We start from the raw sequence: 19387 nt of genomic DNA on the forward strand, positions 1-19387 counted from the left end.
CTGAATATTTCACTGCAGCGACTGGCCACTTCGCGGGCAAGCCCGCTCCCACAGTGGATCGCATTTCTTCCGTGAGAACTCGGTCACCTGTGGGAGCGGGCTTGCCCGCGAAGGCGTCTGCCCGGACAACATCACATTCAAGGTTGTACCGATGCACTTCGACCTCACCGACCTGCGCCTCTACCTGAACATCCTCGACACCGGCAACATCACCGCCGGCGCTGCCCGCAGTCACCTGTCCCTGGCAGCGGCCAGTGCACGCATTCGCGCCATGGAAGCCTCACTGGGGATCGAGTTTCTCGAAAGAGGCCGGCGCGGGGTAACGCCAACACCCGCCGGCAAGGCCCTGGCCCAGCATGCCCGTACCCTGATGCAACAGGCCGAACGCCTGCAGCAGGACCTGGCCGAATACGCCAAGGGCGTCAAAGGCCAGGTGCGATTGTTGTGCAACACCACGGCGATCACCGAGTACCTGCCGGAGTTGCTCGCCGATTTCCTGCGCGACCATCCCAACCTCGACATCGACCTGCAGGAACTGCCCAGTACCCGTATCACCCACGCCTTGCGCCAGGGGGCGGCGGACCTGGGGATCGTCTCGGATGCGGTGGACACCCATTCCCTCGTCACCCTGCCCTTTCGCGACGATCCGTTGGTACTGATCATGCCGCCTGGGCATCCCCTGGCCGAAGGCGAGCCACCGAATTTCAGCGACACGCTGCAGCACCACTACGTCGGCCTGACCGCCGATAGCGCGTTGGCGGTGTACCTGGAAGAACAGGCTTTGCACACAGGCCTGCGCATGCAGATCCGCATCCGTGCCGAAGGCTTCGACGGCGTGATGCGCATGGTCGCGCACGGTGCCGGGCTGGGTATCGTGCCACTGGCCGCCATCCGCCGCTGGACGGTGGATCAACCGCTGAAAAGCTACGCGCTGAAGGAGCCATGGGCACAACGAAAACTGCTGCTGTGCGCACGCTCATTCGAGCACCTGCCCGGTTATGCCAGAGCCTTGCTGGAGGCGCTACGAAGCGCAAACCGTCGCGAAAATCCTTGAAAATCACCGTTCAACCCTACGCGCGGTTGTATAACCAAGGAGTCACCCAGAGTAATATTCGACCTTTCAAATCAGACCTGGCCACAACAAGCAGAAGGGAACCAGATGGCGGATGAAATAGTGCAACAGGGGACGCTCAAGCGGGGGTTGAAGAATCGCCATATTCAACTGATCGCCCTGGGTGGGGCCATTGGTACGGGGTTGTTTCTGGGCTCTGCCGGCGTGCTCAAGTCCGCCGGTCCCTCGATGATCCTCGGCTATGCGATAGCCGGGTTTATCGCGTTCCTGATCATGCGCCAGCTCGGCGAGATGATTGTCGAGGAGCCGGTGGCCGGCTCCTTCAGCCACTTCGCCCACAACTACTGGGATGGCTTCGCCGGCTTCCTGTCCGGCTGGAACTACTGGGTGCTGTATGTGCTGGTAGGCATGGCCGAGTTGACGGCCGTCGGCAAGTACGTGCAGTTCTGGTGGCCGGAAGTGCCGACCTGGGTCAGCGCCGCGGTGTTCTTCGTGCTGGTCAACCTGATCAATACGCTGAACGTCAAAGTCTTCGGTGAAATGGAATTCTGGTTCGCGATCATCAAGGTCGTGGCCATCATCGGCATGATCGTACTGGGCTGCTACATGTTGTTCAGCGGCACCGGCGGCCCGCAAGCGTCGGTGAGCAACCTGTGGGACCACGGCGGGTTCTTCCCCAACGGCTACAGCGGTCTGCTGATGGCGATGGCGTTCATCATGTTTTCCTTTGGTGGCCTGGAGCTGGTCGGCATCACCGCCGCTGAAGCCAGCGAACCACGCAAGGTCATTCCCAAGGCCATCAACCAGGTGGTTTACCGGGTACTGATCTTCTACGTCGGCGCGCTCACCGTGCTGCTGTCGTTGTATCCGTGGGACCAACTGCTGCAAACACTCGGCGCTTCGGGCGATGCCTACAGCGGCAGCCCGTTCGTGCAGATTTTCGCCTTGATCGGCAGCGACACCGCCGCGCAAATCCTCAACTTCGTGGTCCTGACCGCGGCGCTGTCGGTGTACAACAGCGGCGTCTACTGCAACAGCCGCATGCTCTACGGCCTGGCCGAGCAAGGCGACGCGCCCAAGGTGCTGATGAAACTGAACAAGCAGGGCGTTCCGTTGCTGGCGCTGGGCGTATCGGCGCTGATCACGATGCTGGTTGTACTGGTCAACTTCATCGCTCCACACGAAGCGCTCGAGTTGCTATTCGCCTTGGTGGTCGCGTCCTTGATGATCAACTGGGCGCTGATCAGCCTGACACACCTGAAATTCCGCAAGGCCATGGGCCAGCGCGGTATCGTGCCGGGCTTCAAGGCCTTCTGGTCGCCGTACACCAATTACCTGTGCCTGGCGTTCATGGCCGTGATCATCTGCGTCATCTGGATGATTCCGCCGGTACGCGCTTCGGTGTACGCCATGCCGGTGTGGGTGCTGTTGATCTACGCTTGCTACCGGTTGCGCATGGCCAGGCATCGAAAGCTGCCAGTGGCTCAGTAACCCCGCCAAATAAAACGCCCCGGCATTCGATGAATGCCGGGGCGTTTTTCATGGGGTGCGCAAATCGGGGAGCGCTTCTGGATACTTCAATGTCGACCACAGACAACTGATGCCCGGCCAAGCCCTATAGGGTGCGACTTCAGCTCTCCCTCACGCCCGGAGTCATCATGACCGCACCGATTACCGTTCTTCGCGATACCCACCCGCTGCCCGTACTCGACGCCTGCAAATGGGAAAAACTCGAAGGCGACCCGCACACCGTCAACCTCAACGCCTACACCAGCGAAGACGGCAGCAAGATCATGGGCACCTGGATCTGCACGCCGGGCAAGTGGTACGTGGAATACGTGAAGTGGGAATACTGCCACTTCCAGGAAGGCTACTGCATCATCACTCCGGAAGGCATGGCGCCGATCCACCTGCGCGCCGGTGACATTTTCGTCATCGAGCCGGGGATGAAAGGCACATGGGAAGTAGTGGAAACCGTGCGCAAGTATTTTGTGTTTGCTTGAACACCCCCGCTAAAACCACAATCGACGTTCGCAGTACCCTGCCGCAGCGAGTGGCTACCGAAGTAACGACTCGCTGCGGCACAAGCCCTCCACAATCACCTGCGCCTGCAATCGGCCCTTCCCGAAAACGTCCTGCACGCTCAAAACGCCCACACGCCCCCATTCGCTGCGGACCCGCCAGATCTCTCGACAAAACAAAATGGTTGCTTATTGCCATTCCGTGACCGACTGGTTTTAATCGCGAACGCAAAGCTTGCTCGTGTCGATTTCAGACACAGTGGTGACGCGATCAGAAAACTCGAGCGGCGGACAAGCCGGGTAAGGTGGCGCTGCTTTTTCATCGAAATAACCACATCGCGATGATGGGTTTGACAAGAACAGCAGCGCCTGGAGGGCGCCGCTTTCAGAAAGGGCTACAGGCAACCCGTGATGATCGCTGCCCCCCATCAGCACGCCTAAATGTCGTTCACCAGAGAAAAAAAATAATGATCAGCCCGAGTTCCAAGGATTCGAGTGGCCAATTGGCGCAGGGCTTCAAGCCTCGTCACGTCACCATGTTGTCTATCGCCGGGATTATCGGCGCCGGTTTGTTCGTGGGCTCAGGACATGCCATTGCGGCGGCTGGCCCGGCCGTGCTGCTGGCCTATCTGTTCTCGGGCCTGCTGGTCGTTCTGGTCATGCGCATGCTCGGTGAAATGGCGGTGGCCAACCCGGACACCGGTTCGTTCTCCACCTATGCCGACCAGGCCATCGGCCGTTGGGCGGGCTTCACCATCGGTTGGCTCTACTGGTGGTTCTGGGTGTTGGTGATTCCTATCGAAGCGCTGGCAGCCGGCCATGTGTTGAACCAGTGGTTTCCCCAGATCGATGCCTGGCTGTTTGCCTTGGTGTCGATCATTGCACTGGTGGTGACCAACCTGTTCAGTGTCTCCAAGTACGGCGAATTCGAGTTCTGGTTCGCCATGGCCAAGGTCGTGGCGATCATTGGTTTCATCGGTGTAGGTTTTGCCGTGTTGATGGGCTGGGTTCCCGACCGGGAAGTCAGCGGACTGAGCGGCCTGATGGCCGAGCACGGAGGGTTTGCTCCCAACGGCCTGTCGGCGGTAGTCGGCGCCTTCATCACCATCATGTTCAGCTTCATCGGGACCGAGGCGGTCACCATCGCCGCCGCCGAATCCGACAACCCGTCGCAGAACATTGCCAAGGCCACCCGCTCGGTGATCTGGCGCATCGGGGTGTTTTACCTGCTGTCGATTTTCGTGGTCATCTCCGTGGTGCCTTGGAACGACCCGCTATTGGCTTCGGTAGGCTCCTACCAGCGCGCACTGGAAATCATGAACATTCCCCACGCCAAGTTCATGGTGGACGTGGTGGTGCTGATTGCCGTGGCCAGTTGCATGAACTCCTCGATCTATATTGCCTCGCGCATGCTGTACTCGCTGGGGCGCCGTGGCGATGCGCCGAAAGCGCTGAAGGAGACCTCCTCCGAAGGCGTGCCACGGGCGGCGGTCATCGCCAGTACCGTGTTGGGTGCGGCGATTACCGTTTGGAGCTACTTCATGCCCGCCGGGTTGTTTGAGTTCCTGCTGGCCAGCTCCGGCGCGATTGCATTGGTGGTGTACCTGGCCATTGCGGTATCGCAGTTGCGCATGCGTCGGATGCTGCGTCGGCAGAACGTCGAACTGACCTTTCGCATGTGGCTGTTTCCATGGCTCACATGGCTGGTGATCGCGTTCATTTGCGCTGCGCTGGCAGTCATGATGGTCTCCCCGCAACACCGTACCGAAGTGAGCACGACCATTGGCCTGGCGCTGGCGATTTCCTTTATCGGCCTGGTCACATCGCGTCAACCTGCGCAATCGGCAAGGGCGACGTCAGTGGGATAACACCAGAGAGATACCTGCGAGAACCTGATACTTGCGCGTACCCGGGGCAGGGGCGTTACACGCTACCGTGCCTTGGGCCGCCCTCTCTCTTTGTGAGGACATGACCACGATGTCATCGAGCTCCAGCGTATCCGTCGGTACGACGACCCGATCGGTTGGTTTTCTGTTGCTGGATCAATTCACGCTGATTTCCCTGGCCTCAGCCGTAGAGCCATTGCGCATGGCCAATCAATTGTCAGGGCAAGAGCTATACCGCTGGCACACGTTCAGCCTCGGTGGCGAGCCGGTATGGGCCAGTGACGGCGTGCCGATCACCCCGGATGCTTCGTGGAACGATCCCTGGGTGACAGACACTGTGATCGTGTGCGGTGGCATAGGTATCCAGAATGTGGTTACCCGCGAGCACATTGCCTGGCTCAAAGCCCTGGCGCGTCAATCCAGGCGGCTGGGAGGCATATGCACCGGTAGCTGGGCACTGGCCAAAGCGGGCCTGCTCGATGGCTACGAGTGCAGTGTGCATTGGGAGTTTCTGGCCGCCATGCAGGAAGCTTTCCCGCGGGTCAGCATGAGCGCGAGCCTGTTTACCCTTGACCGGAACCGGTTCACCAGCTCCGGCGGAACAGCGCCCATGGACATGATGCTGCACCTGATCGGCCGCGATCATGGCCGTGAATTGTCCGCTGCCATTTCGGAGATGTTTGTCTACGAGCGCATACGCAACGAACAGGACCATCAGCGCGTACCGCTCAAGCATGTGCTGGGCACTCATCAACCCAAGCTGCAGGAAATCGTTGCGTTGATGGAGGCCAACCTCGAGGAGCCGATCGACCTGGATGACCTGGCAGATTACGTTGATTTGTCACGTCGACAGTTGGAGCGGCTATTCCAGAAATACCTGAACTGCACGCCGTCCCGTTACTACCTCAGATTACGCCTCATTCGAGCGCGGCAATTGCTCAAGCAAACGTCGATGTCGATCGTTGAGTTGACGGCGGCCTGCGGTTTTGTGTCCACGCCCCACTTTTCCAAATGCTATCGCGAGTACTTCGGCGTTCCACCCAGCGACGAGCGCGCCGGCTCTGAAATGAGTCAAAAGCCGGCAACGCTTACGATTGTTCAGCAGCCATCGACCAGGCCGGTGACGACGCTGGAGCAGGCGCGAAATGAGTCGACATTTGCCAGCGTACGGATGAGCGATCATTCCTGATAGCGCCCCTCACAAAGCCTGCGATCCTTTTCCGATAAAAAAACCGGGAAGCCGCCCGACGCGGCCCCCGGTAAATGTTGATGCGCACATGCCTTACCTGTAGGAGCGAGCTTGCTCGCGAAAAACCCGAGGACAACGCGGGGTGTCAGACACCCCGCGTTATCGTTAACGACCATCGCGAGCTATCGAGCGTCGACCAGCTGCTCCTACAGGGGTTTGCGGTAGCTGTTGATGATCGCCGAGAAGTCGTTGCCGCCTTCCCCACGCAAACTCATCGCCTGATACAACTGCTGGGCCACCGCGCCGAGTACCACCGGCTGGTGCGCCTGACGCGCCGCTTCTGTAGCCAGCCCCAGATCCTTGAGCATCAGTTCGGCGCCGAAGCCGCCGGTATAGCCGCGCGAAGCCGGTGCCGTTTCAACGATACCCGGCCATGGGTTGTACATCTCCGAACTCCAGCAACGCCCGGTGGAACTGTTGATGATGCCCGCCAGCACCTTGGTGTCGATGCCGAGGGCGTCGCCCAGCGCCATGGCCTCGCTGACGCCGACCATGGAAATGCCCAGCAGCAGGTTGTTGCAGATCTTGGCGATTTGCCCGGTGCCGACCTCACCACAATGAACGATGTTGCGGCCCATCTGCGCCAGTACCGGTTGCAGGGTGGCGAACAGTTCTGGCGTGGCGCCAACCATGAAGGTCAGTGTCCCGGCGGCTGCACCACCGGTACCGCCAGAGACCGGCGCGTCGGCCATGGCCACGTCCTGTTTCGCGGCGGCAGCGGCCACGTCCCGTGCGGTCTGCGGATCAATGGTGCTGCAATCCACGGCCGGTACACCTTTACCGATACCGGCGAGCACGCCGTCTTCACCCAGCCAGACGCTGCGCACATGCACGGCGGCAGGCAGCATGGTGATCACAAGTTCCGCGCCCTCTGCCGCTTCACGGGCCGATGCGCTGATGCTGCCGCCCAGTTGTTCCAGTTCCGCCAGCACGGCTTTGTTCAAATCGACCAGACGCAGCGCATGGCCGGCCTTGATCAGGTTGCGTGCCATCGGGGCGCCCATGTTGCCCAGACCGATAAAAGCGATTTTCATGTCCGGCTCCTTAACGCAGATTGATCGTGGTGTTCACACCGTCGTTGACACTGTCGTCATCGAACCAGCGGCTGGTGACGGTCTTGGTCTGAGTGTAGAACTGCACCACTTGCTTGCCGTACGGGCCAAGGTCGCCAAGCTTGGAACCCCGCGAACCGGTGAAGCTGAAGAACGGCACCGGCACCGGGATCGGGATGTTGATACCGACCTGGCCGACATCGATTTCATTCTGGAACTTGCGCGCAGCCGCACCGCTCTGGGTGAACAGGCCCGTGCCGTTGCCGAACGGGTTGGCGTTGACCAGGGCGATGGCCTCATCGAGGGTGGCAACTTCCAGCACCACCAGCACCGGGCCGAAGATTTCCTGGGTGTAGATCTGCATGTCGGTGGTCACGCCGGAGAACAGGGTCGGGCCGACAAAGTTGCCCTTCTCGTAACCGGGAACCGAGATCTCGCGACCGTCCAGCTCCAGTTTCGCGCCTTCCTTGATGCCGCTTTCGATCAGATCGAGAATCCGCGCCTTGGCTTTTTTCGAGATCACCGGACCGACATCGGTGCCCGGCTCGCTGCCGGCATTGACCTTGAGTTTTTGCGCCAGCGCCTTGAGATCCGGCAGCCATTGTTTGGCCGCGCCCACCAGCACCACCACCGAGGTGGCCATGCAGCGTTGCCCGGCAGCGCCGAAACCGGCACCCACCAGCGCATTCAGCGCTTGTTCGCGATTGGCGTCCGGCAGCACCACGGCGTGGTTCTTCGCGCCCATCATCGATTGCACACGCTTGCCGTGTTTGCCGGCCAGGTCATAGACGTGGGTACCGACAGCGGTCGAACCGACGAAGGAAACGGCCTTGATGTCTTTGTGGGTGCAGAGCCCGTCCACCACATCCTTGCCACCATGCACGACGTTGAGCACGCCAGCCGGAATACCCGCCTCAATCGCCAGTTCCACCAGGAGCATGGTCGACATCGGGTCCTGTTCCGACGGTTTGAGCACGAAGGTGTTACCGCAGGCGATGGCCATCGGGAACATCCACAGCGGAATCATCGCCGGGAAGTTGAACGGCGTAATGCCCGCGCACACGCCGATCGGCTGGCGCAGGGTGTAGGTGTCGACGCCACCGGCAACGTTTTCGGCGAACTCGCCCATTTGCAGGCTGCCGATGGAGCAGGCGTGCTCGACCACTTCCAGGCCACGGAAAATATCGCCTTCGGCGTCGGCAATGGTCTTGCCCTGCTCGGCGCTCAGGACGGCGGCGATGCGCTTGGAGTGCTCGCGGATCAGTGCCTGGAGCTTGAGCATGATGCGCATGCGCGCGCCGATGGGTGTCAGTTTCCAGGTCTGGAATGCACGATGAGCGGCGCTGACGGCAGCATCGACTTCTTCAGCGGTGGCAAACGGCACCTTGGCCAGCACTTGCTGGGTCGCCGGGTTGATGATGTCGTGCCATTCGGTGGACTTTGATTCGACCCACTGGCCGTCGATCAACAGTTTGACCTTCTGCACGGTGGTGTCATTGGGCGTGAGCGATACGTTCATGTGGGTCTCCAGATCTTTGTTGTTATCTTGGGAGCCAAGGCGAAATAGTCGCCTTGAGAAGAGGCGTGTGCCGCGAATTGGTTAACGGGCTGTTTTTGGAGTATAGATGTGCAAACTTCTGATAAGAACGCACATAAAAACCGGTCCAACATGCAAAAAAACATCACCTCCCTCGGCTCGTTGAACTGGGACGACCTCAAGTTTTTCCTGGAAGTCGCCCGCACCCGCAAAGCCAGCACCGCGGCCAAGCGCCTGGCGGTGGACTACACCACGGTGTCGCGGCGCATCAGCTCCCTGGAAACGGCGCTGGGCACATTACTGTTCGAGAAATCCCGGACCAGCGGCTTTGTCCTGACCGCCGAAGGCCAGCGGTTGATGGGCTATGCCGAGTCGATCGAAAGCACCTTGCACATGGCGTGCGAGCAGGTCTCCGGGTCCGGCGTGGCGCTGTCCGGTCATGTACGCATGGGCTGCACCGAAGGCTTCGGCAGTTTTTTCATCACGCCGCAGCTGAGCCACTTCGTCGACACCTATCCGGCGATTTCGGTGGATATCCTGCCGTTGCCGCACTTCATCAGCCTGTCCAAGCGCGAAGCCGACATCGTCATCGCCCTGGAGCGTCCGGAGCATGGCCCATACGTCTGCTGCAAACTGTGCGACTACCGGCTGCAGCTGTACGCAACCCAGGATTATCTGGACAACCACCCGGCCATCCGCCGCCCGGCAGACCTGGCGAAACATTCGTTTATCAGTTACGTCGACGACCTGGCGTTCAGCTCGGAGCTGTTGTACCTGGCCAATGTACTGCCCGGCGCCAGTGCCAATCTGCGCAGCACCAGCGTGATCGCGCAGTTCGTGGCCGCGCAGCAGGGACGCTCACTGGCAATCCTGCCGTGCTTCCTCGCCACTCAGGACCCTCGCCTGCTGCCGGTGTTGCCGCAGGAAATCAACATCACTCGACAGTTCTGGATGTACTGCCGCGAAGACCTGCGCAAGCTCAAGCGGATTACCCTGTTGTGGGATTACATCAGGGAGGTGACCGAGCGCAATCAGGGCCTGTTGATGGGTGACAGTCGGGAGATCCTGTTCGCCGACTGATGGGCTCGCTCCAAGCGCTGTCAGTCGCGGCCCTCCTTTAGCTCCAGCATCAACCCGCTCAAGCGTTTGACCCGGCGTTTCACCGCCTCTTCAAACACGCCCGCACGCGACTCGATCAAGGTGAACCAGTCCTTGGCCCGGGTAATTCCGGTGTAGATCAGTTCCTTGGTGAGCACCGGATTCAGGGCGTCGGGAAGAATCAACGCGGTATGCGCGAACTCCGAGCCCTGGGATTTATGCACGGTCATGGCGTACACGGTTTCGACATCATTCAGGCGGCTTGGCAGGACAAACCGTACGCCACCCTGACCATCATTTCGTGGGAACGCCACTCGCAGAACCTGCTTTCCAGTCTCATGGCCCTCCTGTTCCGGGAGCTTGAGGGCGATGCCGATATCGCCGTTCATCAAACCCAGCCCGTAATCATTGCGGGTCATCAGTACAGGGCGACCTTCGTACCACTGCTGGTCGCTGTCGATCAGGCGCGCCCTGAGCAAGGCGTCCGTCACTCGCTGGTTCAAGCCCTCCACACCCCACGGTCCCTTGCGTACGGCACATAGCAACTGGAACGCGTCGAAGGCCTGCAGCACTTGTCGAGCCCAATCAATCCAGCGCGAACCCTCCAGCGGGCTGTCGAGTGGCGGCCGCTGATTGCGCAGCACGGTCAGGTAATGTCGATAACCCTGCGGGCTCTCACCATGGCCGTCGAGAAGCAAGCGTTCCAAGGCGCGGTCCTGCTCCCCCTTGAGGAGCAGGGAATACACATCGTCATGGCTGCGCGCAGACAACAACCTGCGTGCTTCTTCGGGTTGCTGCTGGTTGACCCAACGAGCCAGTTGACCAATACCGCTGCCCTCACCGAATCGCCGGGAATGGCGCAACATCACCACCTGTTGGGCCAATGGATGAGCGCCCTGCGTGTCCTCCTGCAATCCGCTGGCCTGCAGACTTTCGCCGCTGACGGCTTCCAGCCACTGGCGCGTCTGCGGGCTGTACCAGCCAGCCTCCGCGTCGCGACACAGATCCCCCAGTACCGCACCGGCTTCTACCGAAGCCAACTGATCCTTGTCACCCAACAGCACAAGGCGCGCATGGGCGGGCAAGGCGTCGAGCAGATTGGCCATCATTTCCAGGTCGATCATCGAGGCCTCGTCCACCACCAATACATCCAGCGGCAGGCGATTGCCCGCGTGGTGGCGAAAATGACGAGTCCCCGGCCGGCTGCCGAGCAGACGGTGAACGGTGGTGACGTCGGAGGGAATCTTGTCTCGTATGTCTTGCGTGACCTTCAAGGTCCGCACTTGCTGGCTGATGGATTCTGTCAGACGCGCCGCGGCCTTGCCGGTCGGTGCGGCGAGGCGGATGCGCAGGGGCTTGCCGGCCTCGACCGCCGGGGCCTGGAGCAATGCCAGCAAACGCACGACGGTGGTTGTCTTGCCGGTTCCCGGTCCTCCCGTCACGATGCTGAAGGCGCTACGGGTCGCCAGTGCGCAGGCAAGCTTCTGCCAGTCGATCACCTCACCGGGCCGGGCAGGACCAAACAATCCGGTAAGGCGCTGGAGCAAGTCGTTCGGCGTGGATTCGCGTTCCGTCAGACGCTCGCGCAACGAGAGGTCGATCCGTCGTTCGTAGGCCCAATAGCGGCGCAGGTACAAGCGTTTGCCCGATAACACCAAGGGGCGTTCGCGCACGTGGTCACGACTGTCGACAGCCAGCGCGACCAGGTCGCTGGCGGCCAGCACCTTGCACCAATGGGCCCCGTCCAGCGAGCCCAGCAATTGCGACGGTAACAGCATTGCGCCGCCTTGCACGTCGCCTTCGGGTGGCAAAGACAGGGCGAAGTCAGGTTCTTTCAGCGTCTCGAACAGGTCAAGGCAGACATGCCCGTGGCCCAATTGGTGGCTGGTCAGCGCGGCGGCCAGCAACACCAGCGGATCATCATCCGGAGCCAGTTCATGCAGAAACGCGACAAAGGCTTTGTCCAGTGCTCGCAACCAGCCACGTTCGACCCAACGCGTGAGCAACAGCAGCAAGTCGTCGGCACGACTCAGCGGCGCCAGTTCAGCCAGGCTTTCGGCTGCCAGCGATGTGGGCAACAAATCGGCGAAGGTGCGGTTCATAACAGTACTCCCTGTTCCCAGGCGGGCTCGGCCTTGGGTTCCGGCTTGCCCTGGAACAGTCTGTCCAGACGCTCGATCAGTTCTCTTGGCGGACGGGCAAAAAACACGCCCTGGCTGGCCGCACGCGTACCACGCAAAAACAGGTACAACGCACCGCCGACATGCCGGTCGTAGTCGTAATCGGCGACCCGCGCCTTGAGCTGGCGATGCAGGGCCAACAGGTACAACACGTATTGCAGGTCGTAACGGTTGTCGAGAATCGACTGTTCCATAGCCTGCTGGGTGTAGGCCGAATCATCGGCGCCAAGCCAGTTGGATTTGTAGTCGGCAACGTAGTAGCGGCCGTTGTGCTCGAACGTCAGGTCGATGAAGCCCTTGAACATGCCGTTGAGCAACACCGGCTCGGCCGCCACCCGGGCCACGCCGTTGTGGGTGTACTGGCACACCAGCGCGTCGAGCTTGAGCACATCGACCTTATGGCTGGCGAACCAGAACTCCATCTCGACCTGGTACTGCGTCAACTGCCCGAATATCACCGGGGCCTGACCGGCGCCCAGCGCCAACGGCGACTTGAGCAGATGCTGCAGCCAGTCATTGAGCGTGGTGATCCAGCCCTCCCAGCCTCGACGATTGCAGCGACGGGCAATGGCGTCGTTCACATCTTGCGGCGCCGCAGCAAAACCCTCGCCTCCCGCCCATTCGAGCAGACCATGGAGGAAGGTGCCGGGGTTCGGGCCGCGCGGGAAGCGATGGATATCGGCACCACCGGCCACCACTTCTCTGGGGGCCTGCGGGTCGAGACGTTCGTCATCGAACAGTTTTTGCGCCTGCGGACTCTCCGGCGCCTCGTCCGTGCCGACACTCAGGGTGTCGCCAATGCGCAACGCACTGTAGGAAGCGATCCACCAGTTTTCGCTGGCCTTGCGTTTCGGGATCAGCGGCACCAGCAGCGCCGCGTCGTTTTGCGGTGGCTGGTACTGCGCTGTAGTTGCTTCAGGCATCTGGGCATAGGCCAGCGCCGGGCAGTCCGTTTGCAGGTCCCGTAACCAAAGTTGCAACGCCGAGGACTCGGCCAAGGGCGCACCGCCACCCAACAGATAACCCAATGCCGACAGATGCAGCACCGAGCCATTGTTGTTGCCGCGCTTGAGGTCAGCCACTCCCAGCCAGCAGGCATGTTGCGCCCGGGTCAGGGCGACATAGAGCAAGCGCAGATCCTCGGCCAGGCGCTCATCATCCGCCAGGGCAATCAACTCTGCCGTCGGCTTCAACGAGATCTGGGCATTGCCTGATTCATCGTGGTAGTGCAACGGCAGGCGGCTGCCATCCACCGGTTTCGTCGAACAGATGAACGGCAGGAACACCAACGGGTATTCAAGTCCTTTGGACTTGTGAATGGTCACGACCTTGACCAATTGTTCATCGCTTTCCAGACGCAGGATCTGCTCTTCGCCAGCCTGCCCGGACAACGCCAGATGCTCGGACAAATGCCGGATCAGGGCTTGCTCGCCATCGAGTTCCGCGGCCGCCTGTTGCAGCAATTCGGACAAGTGCAACAGATTCGTCAACACCCGCTCGCCGTCACTGCGTGCAATCAGCGCCTGGGGCAGGCGGAAGTCGTGCAGCAAGCGCCGCAGCATCGGCAACACGCCCTGCTTGCGCCAGACTTCGCGATAGCCACGGAACTGCATGACCCTGGATTCCCAGGCCAGCTCGTCCTGATTCAGCCGCTCCAGCTCAGTCAACGAAAGGTTCAAGGTGATGCTGGCCAACGCCGCCCGTAGCGGTCGCTCGACATCCGGCTCGGCGCAGGCCTTGAGCCAGGTCAGCACGTCATGAGCCTCTTGAGCAGCGAACACCGAGTCCTTGTCCGACAGGTAAACACTGCGCACGCCCCGCGCGGCCAATTCGGCACGAACCGCCTGTGCTTCCTTGCCATCGCGTACCAGGATGGCGATGTCCGCCGGCAGCAGGCCTCTGAAGGCTTTGCCGTCCTGGGTGAACCCCGCTTGCTCCTGCTGTCCGCCATTGAGCAACGCGGTGATCTCACTGGCGCAGGCAGCCGCCAGATGTTGCCGGTACACCGCACCGGACAACGGTTGATCGGCCGCCAAGTGCCAGATGTTCAAGGCCGGGACTGCCTGATCGTTTATGCGCAGGACTTCTTTGCGGCCCTGGGAGGCAACCGGCGTGAACGGAACCGGGTTGTCGCCATTCTTCTCCCGAAAGAGGAAAGCCCCGCGCCCTGACTCCCGGGCTTCGGCCCGCTCGAACACATGGTTCACCGCGTTGACCATGCCATGGCTTGAGCGAAAGTTGGTGCCCAGGGTGTGCAGACGGCCGGTGGTGGCCTGCCGGGCGCGCAGGTAGGTATGGATATCGGCACCGCGAAAAGCGTAGATCGCCTGCTTCGGGTCGCCGATCAGGAACAGACCGCACTCGGGGCTGTTCTCTTCAATCCGGTAGATGCTCTCGAAGATCCGGTATTGCACCGGGTCGGTGTCCTGGAATTCATCGATCAGCGCGACCGGAAACTGCTCGCGAATCAGGGTTGCCAGTCGCTCGCCGCCATCGGACTGCAAAGCCGCATCAAGGCGCAGCAACATGTCGTCGAAGCCCATTTCCGCCCGGCGGCGTTTCTCTTCCTCGAACCGTGCCCCGACCCAGCGGGCGGCGTGTTGCAGTACGGCGGCATCGGGAGTTGGCAGCCCATCGAGACTGGCCTTGAGGCCGGCCATCGCATCGAGTCCCGGATGTCGAGGCGCTTCGCCCTTCCAGGCTTCGGCCATGCCATCCGGGGTCAGGCGCGTGAAGCCGGTGCCGATATCCAGTTGTTCAAGGGATTCGTCCTCGGCCCAGGCCTTGATCTTTTCGAACCAGGGCTCGAAATAGCGAGCCTGCATCTTGCGACCGTCGACAGCCTTGCTGGCAACGCCCTGGTGACAGATGGCAAGCAACTCGTCAGCCCACTGGAGCCACGGCTGCTTGAGTTCGATCAGGGCAACCCGTCGCTCTTGCAAGCACTGCGAAATAACCTCGGCGGGCTCTTTCCCTTGCAGCGTATCCCGCTCGCTGGCGAACAGCGCACGGATCCGTGGCAGCAACGCCGCCGGGCCGCCCCAATTGCTGCGCACCCAATTGAGCGCGTCACCTTGCATCGGGTAACAGAACAGCCGCCAGTAATCACGCAGGACTTCCCCCAGCAAGTCGCTGTGGTCGGTTTCCAGGGTCTGGGTAAACAGGCTGCCGCTGTCGAATGCGTGCTCGCGCAACATGCGCTGGCACCAACTGTGGATGGTCGAAACCGCCGCCTCGTCCATCCACTGGGCGGCGATATCCAGGCGGTTTGCGCACCCGGGCCATTGCTCGGGCAAGTACTGATCACGCAACTCGGCAATCAGGCTGTCGGGGGCAGGTGTTTCATCGCGGAAAAATCGTGCGGCCTCGGCGAGCCGCGTGCGAATGCGTTCGCGCAATTCTTTGGTCGCAGCGTCGGTGAAGGTCACGACGAGGATTTGCGGCGGCAGCAACTCGCGCCCGAACCCCGAGCCCTCGTCACCATGACCAAGGACCAGGCGCAGGTACAGCGCGGAAATGGTGAACGTCTTGCCGGTGCCGGCGCTGGCTTCGATCAGTTGGCTGCCACGCAGCGGGAATGCCAGGGCCAGAGGTGTCTTCGTGCTCATCAGCGCGGCTCCTCGCTGGACAGTGAACGCCAAGGGGCTTCAAGAAGCGGGCGATAGAGCGCATCACACCATTGGGGGAACGTCTCATCGGCGGTCAAGGCCGCGTAATCGGCGAATTGGCGTGCGAGTGCAGGGCTTTCGCGCCGCTCTCCGTCCGTCGTCTGCCCGTCGCCTTCATAGGCTTTGCGCGCAGCGGCCTCGGCCTTGACCGAGTCGGTTTGCCCCAGCCACGCGAAGGCGGTCTTGACCGCGATCGGCAGAGGCTGGCGCATACCCGACTGCCAGGCCAACAACAGGTCGCCGAGAATTTCCTGCGCGGTGGCCCCATCCAGCGGACCGAGCAACAGGCTGTCGTCGCTGGCCACCAGTGCGGTGGTCAGCGCCATTCCACTGGCACAAGCGATCAGATGATTGACCCACGGGCGTGTCAGGCGATGCCATTTGCGCGACTTGATCGAACCGATACTGTTGGGGATCGTAGTGATAGACAACAAACCACCATCAGCGCGCTGATGCAGGCCGCTGAGCCAGCCCTCGATGTGCAGGCCTTGCAGTTCAAGATTGACCGGCAACGCACTGCCGAGCGGTGTTGGCCATAAAGCCAGGAGCTGCTGGTGGCGTTGCAGCAAGTCCGGCAATGGTTCGATCAATTCACGTTGCAGGCACTCACCGAATCCGGCCATGGGCAGCAACCCGCTGTTTTGCAGGCGTTTCGCCTGATCCTCAAGCGCCTGCCCGGCATTTCCGGGATCTACCAGCCCTGCTTTGAGCAAACGGTCGCTGAGGCTGTAACGCTGCAATGCGTCCAGGACAAAAGGCTCTTCATCAGCCAATGGCACTTCTGCCGCCTCGAAGAAGATCTTCAATCGCTGGCTGAAAAAGTGCCGTACCGGATTGCGCAGGAAATCCTGCAGTTGACCAAGACTGAGTGGTTCATCCTGAACGTGAGCCTCGAGCACTTCGGCACTTGCCTGTTGCTCTGTGGCTTGATGAAGGACCTGCCATTCGGTGGCGTAGCTGAACGACTCATCCCCTTCGTGAAAGTAGCGAGCACTGAAGGGTTGCAACGGGTGTTCCCGGGTCATGCCTTCAATCAGGTCCTTGTCGCTTTGCGCCAATCGCCAACCGCTGGCCAAGTGGTCACGCAACTGGCCGATCAGTACCGAAGCAGGCCGCTCACTGTTGTCACGGATGCTGCGGCCCACCCAACTGATGTAGAGCTGGTCCCGCGCCGACAACAAGGCTTCCAGTAGCAGGTAGCGGTCATCTTCGCGCCGGGAGCGATCGCCTGGGCGGTAATCACTGCCCATCAGATCGAAATCCAGCGGCGGTTGCGCGCGCGGATAATCGCCGTCATTCATGCCCAACAGGCAGACCAGTCGGAACGGGATAGCACGCATCGGCATCAAGGTGCAGAAATTGACTGCACCGGCCAGGAAGCGTTGAGACAAACGCCCCTGATCCAGACCTGCGAGCCAGGCTTCACGGACGACGGTCAGCGGCAACTCGTCCTGCAACCCGACGGACTCGCAAGTCTCGAGCCAGGTCTCACGCAGCTCTTCGAGCTGAGCCAGCAAGTAGTCATCGTGTTCGTTGCTGGCAAGGAAGAACAACTGCACCAACGCCTGGAGCCGCAAACCCCATTGCTGTGGCGGTGCCGGCTGAGAGAGTTCGTGGTGAGCCACTTCCAGCGCGTCCAGCAGCGCAACCAGCGGGCCGATTAGCGCGGCGTCCAGGCCACCGATTTCGTCGTAGGGCTCGATACCCTCATAAGCATCGGCGCTGCCAACGGCATAACCGAGCAACATCCGGCGCAAGCCGAAACGCCAGCTATTTTGCTCCAGTTCATTCGGCAGCCCGAGCCCGGCACGTTGCTCGGCATTCATGCCCCAGCGAATACCGGCACCTTCGATCCAGCGGTGCAGCGTCGGCAGGTCACGCTCCTCGACACCAAAGCGAGCGCGCAGTGCGGGAACGTCCAGCAGATCGAGAATCTCACTGACGGGGAATCGGCTGTCAGGCAGCTTGAGCAGGTGCTCGACGGCAATCAGCAGCGGGTCGCGACCACGCTGGCCCTGATCCGCCAGGGTAAACGGAATGAAGCGTGGATCCTGGCGGTCAAGCTGACCAAACACGGCCCGAATGTGCGGGGCGTAGCTGTCGATGTCCGGGACCATCACGATGATGTCCCGGGGTCGCAATTGCGGGTCGGCGCTGAAGCGCGCGAGCAGTTGATCGTGAAGGATCTCGACTTCTCGCTGGGCACTGTGAGCAATGTGAAAACGGATCGACTCGTCCTGCTGCAAATCGATAGCCGGCCAATGCTCCCGGGTCTCGTTGAGGGGACGCAACTCGAGGATGTCATCCTGCAACTGGTTAAGCACATTCAGCGGCTGACCGTCACTGAACAGGTCGATGCGCCCGTCGCGGAATGCCGAGCGATAGCTGTTGGGATCGTCATGGCTGTCGAGCAGGTTGATGTAGTCCCGCCCCTGTTTACCCCAGGCAGCCAGCAGCGGATGCGCATGCTGGTGCAGGGTTTGCGGATCGATCACTACAGGCATCCCGCTTTTGCGGGCTTGACGCTTGTATTGATGCCGCAACAGGTCTTTATCGGCGACGATGTCCGCCCAATGGTGACGACACGGGTTGTGTACACACAGCAGGACCTGGCTGAAGCGTGCCAGTCCCGCCAGTGCTTCCAGGGCTTGGGCAGGCAGGGAAGAAATCCCGAAAACGATCACTCGCGAGGGTAAACCCTTGGGGGCTGTTTCGAGGTTATTGATGCGCTCGACAAATCGCTGATGGACACCGGCACGGCTTTGCGCCATGCCTTCCTCTCCCACATCCAGCAAGAGTGCGCGCCATAACTCTGCCTGCCAGCAATTGGCCGGCGTCAGGGGTTTGGCTTCGCCCCTGGCGTTTCTTGTTTGGTGTCGACCTTCTGCCCAGTCTTCGAGCCAGTCAGCCCGATAGACCTGGTACTGGTCGAACAGGTCCGCCAGACGCTCGGCCAATTGGTAGCGTTTACGCAGATCGGTGTCATGGGTCAGGAAACGCTGCAGTGGCTCGAAGTGCGGTTGGTTGATCAACTGCGGCAGCAGGCGCATCAAGCGCCAGGTCAGCGGGGCTTTATCCAGCAGGGACTTGGCCGGAATCTCATCGCGGCCAAGGACCATGCGATAGAGCTGCCACATGAAACTACCGGGCAACTGCACGTCGATGGCGGCGGCGATGCCACAGCCGCCCATGTCGTCATCCTCGGAATCTTCCGCCAGTGCCAGCTTCAGCCATTGGGCAATGCCATTGCTTTGCACCAGCGCAATTTCATTCTCCAGGGGAGCCAGCGGGTAGCGCCGCATCCAGCTGACCACCAGGCTGCGCAATTCGTCCAGGCGATTGCCGTGAACCACCATAAAACCAGCACTGAGGGACGTTGCATCCGGCATAAAGGCTTCCTTGGAAAGCGCAAAATCGAGGGACGACTTTAGCATTGAAGACGATTGGCTTCATTGTAGGAGCGAGCGGGCTCGCGATGGATGTTAACGATGACGCGGGTAACCTGATGCCCCGCGGTGCGCTCGGGCCTTTCGCGAGCAAGCTCGCTCCTACAGGGAGTTGGGGCGCCAAAAACAAAACCCCTACCTGCGTACGCAGATAGGGGTTTCGGAATTTAATCTTGAC

Annotated in this window: 11 protein-coding genes; 6 read left to right on the forward strand and 5 right to left on the reverse strand. The window is 61.0% G+C overall.

Annotation, left to right across the window (positions count from 1 at the left end; translation table 11 throughout):
* Positions 1 to 151: 151 nt before the first annotated feature.
* From PMI31_RS14660 to PMI31_RS14680, 5 genes are all read left to right on the forward strand, one after another.
* The gene (locus PMI31_RS14660; protein WP_008018842.1) at positions 152 to 1054 is read left to right on the forward strand and encodes a LysR family transcriptional regulator; all 903 of its coding nucleotides are present in this window, start codon (positions 152 to 154) and stop codon (positions 1052 to 1054) included.
* A 105-nt stretch (positions 1055 to 1159) separates the two neighbouring features.
* Positions 1160 to 2563: an amino acid permease gene (locus PMI31_RS14665; protein ID WP_008018843.1), complete on the forward strand. Its 1404-nt coding sequence runs from the start codon at positions 1160 to 1162 to the stop codon at positions 2561 to 2563.
* Between the two features lie 167 nt (positions 2564 to 2730).
* The gene (locus tag PMI31_RS14670; protein ID WP_007900627.1) at positions 2731 to 3075 is read left to right on the forward strand and encodes a cupin domain-containing protein; all 345 of its coding nucleotides are present in this window, start codon (positions 2731 to 2733) and stop codon (positions 3073 to 3075) included.
* Positions 3076 to 3560: 485 nt separating this feature from the next.
* On the forward strand, positions 3561 to 4961 hold the full coding sequence (gabP, locus tag PMI31_RS14675; RefSeq protein ID WP_008018844.1) for a GABA permease: 1401 nt from the start codon (positions 3561 to 3563) through the stop codon (positions 4959 to 4961).
* A 109-nt stretch (positions 4962 to 5070) separates the two neighbouring features.
* A complete protein-coding gene (locus PMI31_RS14680; protein WP_008018845.1) occupies positions 5071 to 6168 on the forward strand; it encodes a GlxA family transcriptional regulator in 1098 nt (365 codons plus the stop codon).
* Positions 6169 to 6374: 206 nt separating this feature from the next.
* Here PMI31_RS14680 and mmsB read toward each other — a convergent pair whose 3' ends face one another.
* Both mmsB and PMI31_RS14690 read right to left on the reverse strand, forming a co-directional pair.
* Positions 6375 to 7262 carry a 3-hydroxyisobutyrate dehydrogenase gene (mmsB, locus tag PMI31_RS14685; RefSeq protein WP_008018846.1) on the reverse strand — a complete coding sequence of 296 codons (888 nt, stop codon included), beginning with the start codon at positions 7260 to 7262 and terminating at the stop codon, positions 6375 to 6377.
* 10 nt (positions 7263 to 7272) lie between these two features.
* Entirely contained in the window at positions 7273 to 8799 is a 1527-nt protein-coding gene (locus PMI31_RS14690) for a CoA-acylating methylmalonate-semialdehyde dehydrogenase (RefSeq protein ID WP_008018847.1), read from the reverse strand.
* Between the two features lie 150 nt (positions 8800 to 8949).
* Here PMI31_RS14690 and PMI31_RS14695 point away from each other — a divergent pair, with 150 nt between their 5' ends.
* Entirely contained in the window at positions 8950 to 9897 is a 948-nt protein-coding gene (locus tag PMI31_RS14695) for a LysR family transcriptional regulator (RefSeq protein ID WP_008018848.1), read from the forward strand.
* A gap of 20 nt (positions 9898 to 9917) precedes the next feature.
* On the opposite strand, the gene recD is transcribed toward PMI31_RS14695, so the two are convergent.
* From recD to recC, 3 genes are read right to left on the reverse strand one after another with little or no spacing between them, the layout of a single operon-like run.
* A complete protein-coding gene (gene recD / locus PMI31_RS14700) occupies positions 9918 to 12017 on the reverse strand; it encodes an exodeoxyribonuclease V subunit alpha (protein WP_008018851.1) in 2100 nt (699 codons plus the stop codon).
* Entirely contained in the window at positions 12014 to 15703 is a 3690-nt protein-coding gene (gene recB, locus PMI31_RS14705; RefSeq protein ID WP_008018852.1) for an exodeoxyribonuclease V subunit beta, read from the reverse strand. Before recB ends, recD begins: the two co-directional genes overlap by 4 nt.
* On the reverse strand, positions 15703 to 19152 hold the full coding sequence (gene recC, locus PMI31_RS14710; protein WP_008018853.1) for an exodeoxyribonuclease V subunit gamma: 3450 nt from the start codon (positions 19150 to 19152) through the stop codon (positions 15703 to 15705). The genes recB and recC overlap by 1 nt, the downstream gene beginning before the upstream one ends.
* Positions 19153 to 19387 lie beyond the last annotated feature (235 nt).

The organism is Pseudomonas sp. GM55 (assembly GCF_000282395.1).
Classification (GTDB): Bacteria; Pseudomonadota; Gammaproteobacteria; order Pseudomonadales; family Pseudomonadaceae; genus Aquipseudomonas; species Aquipseudomonas fluorescens_CC.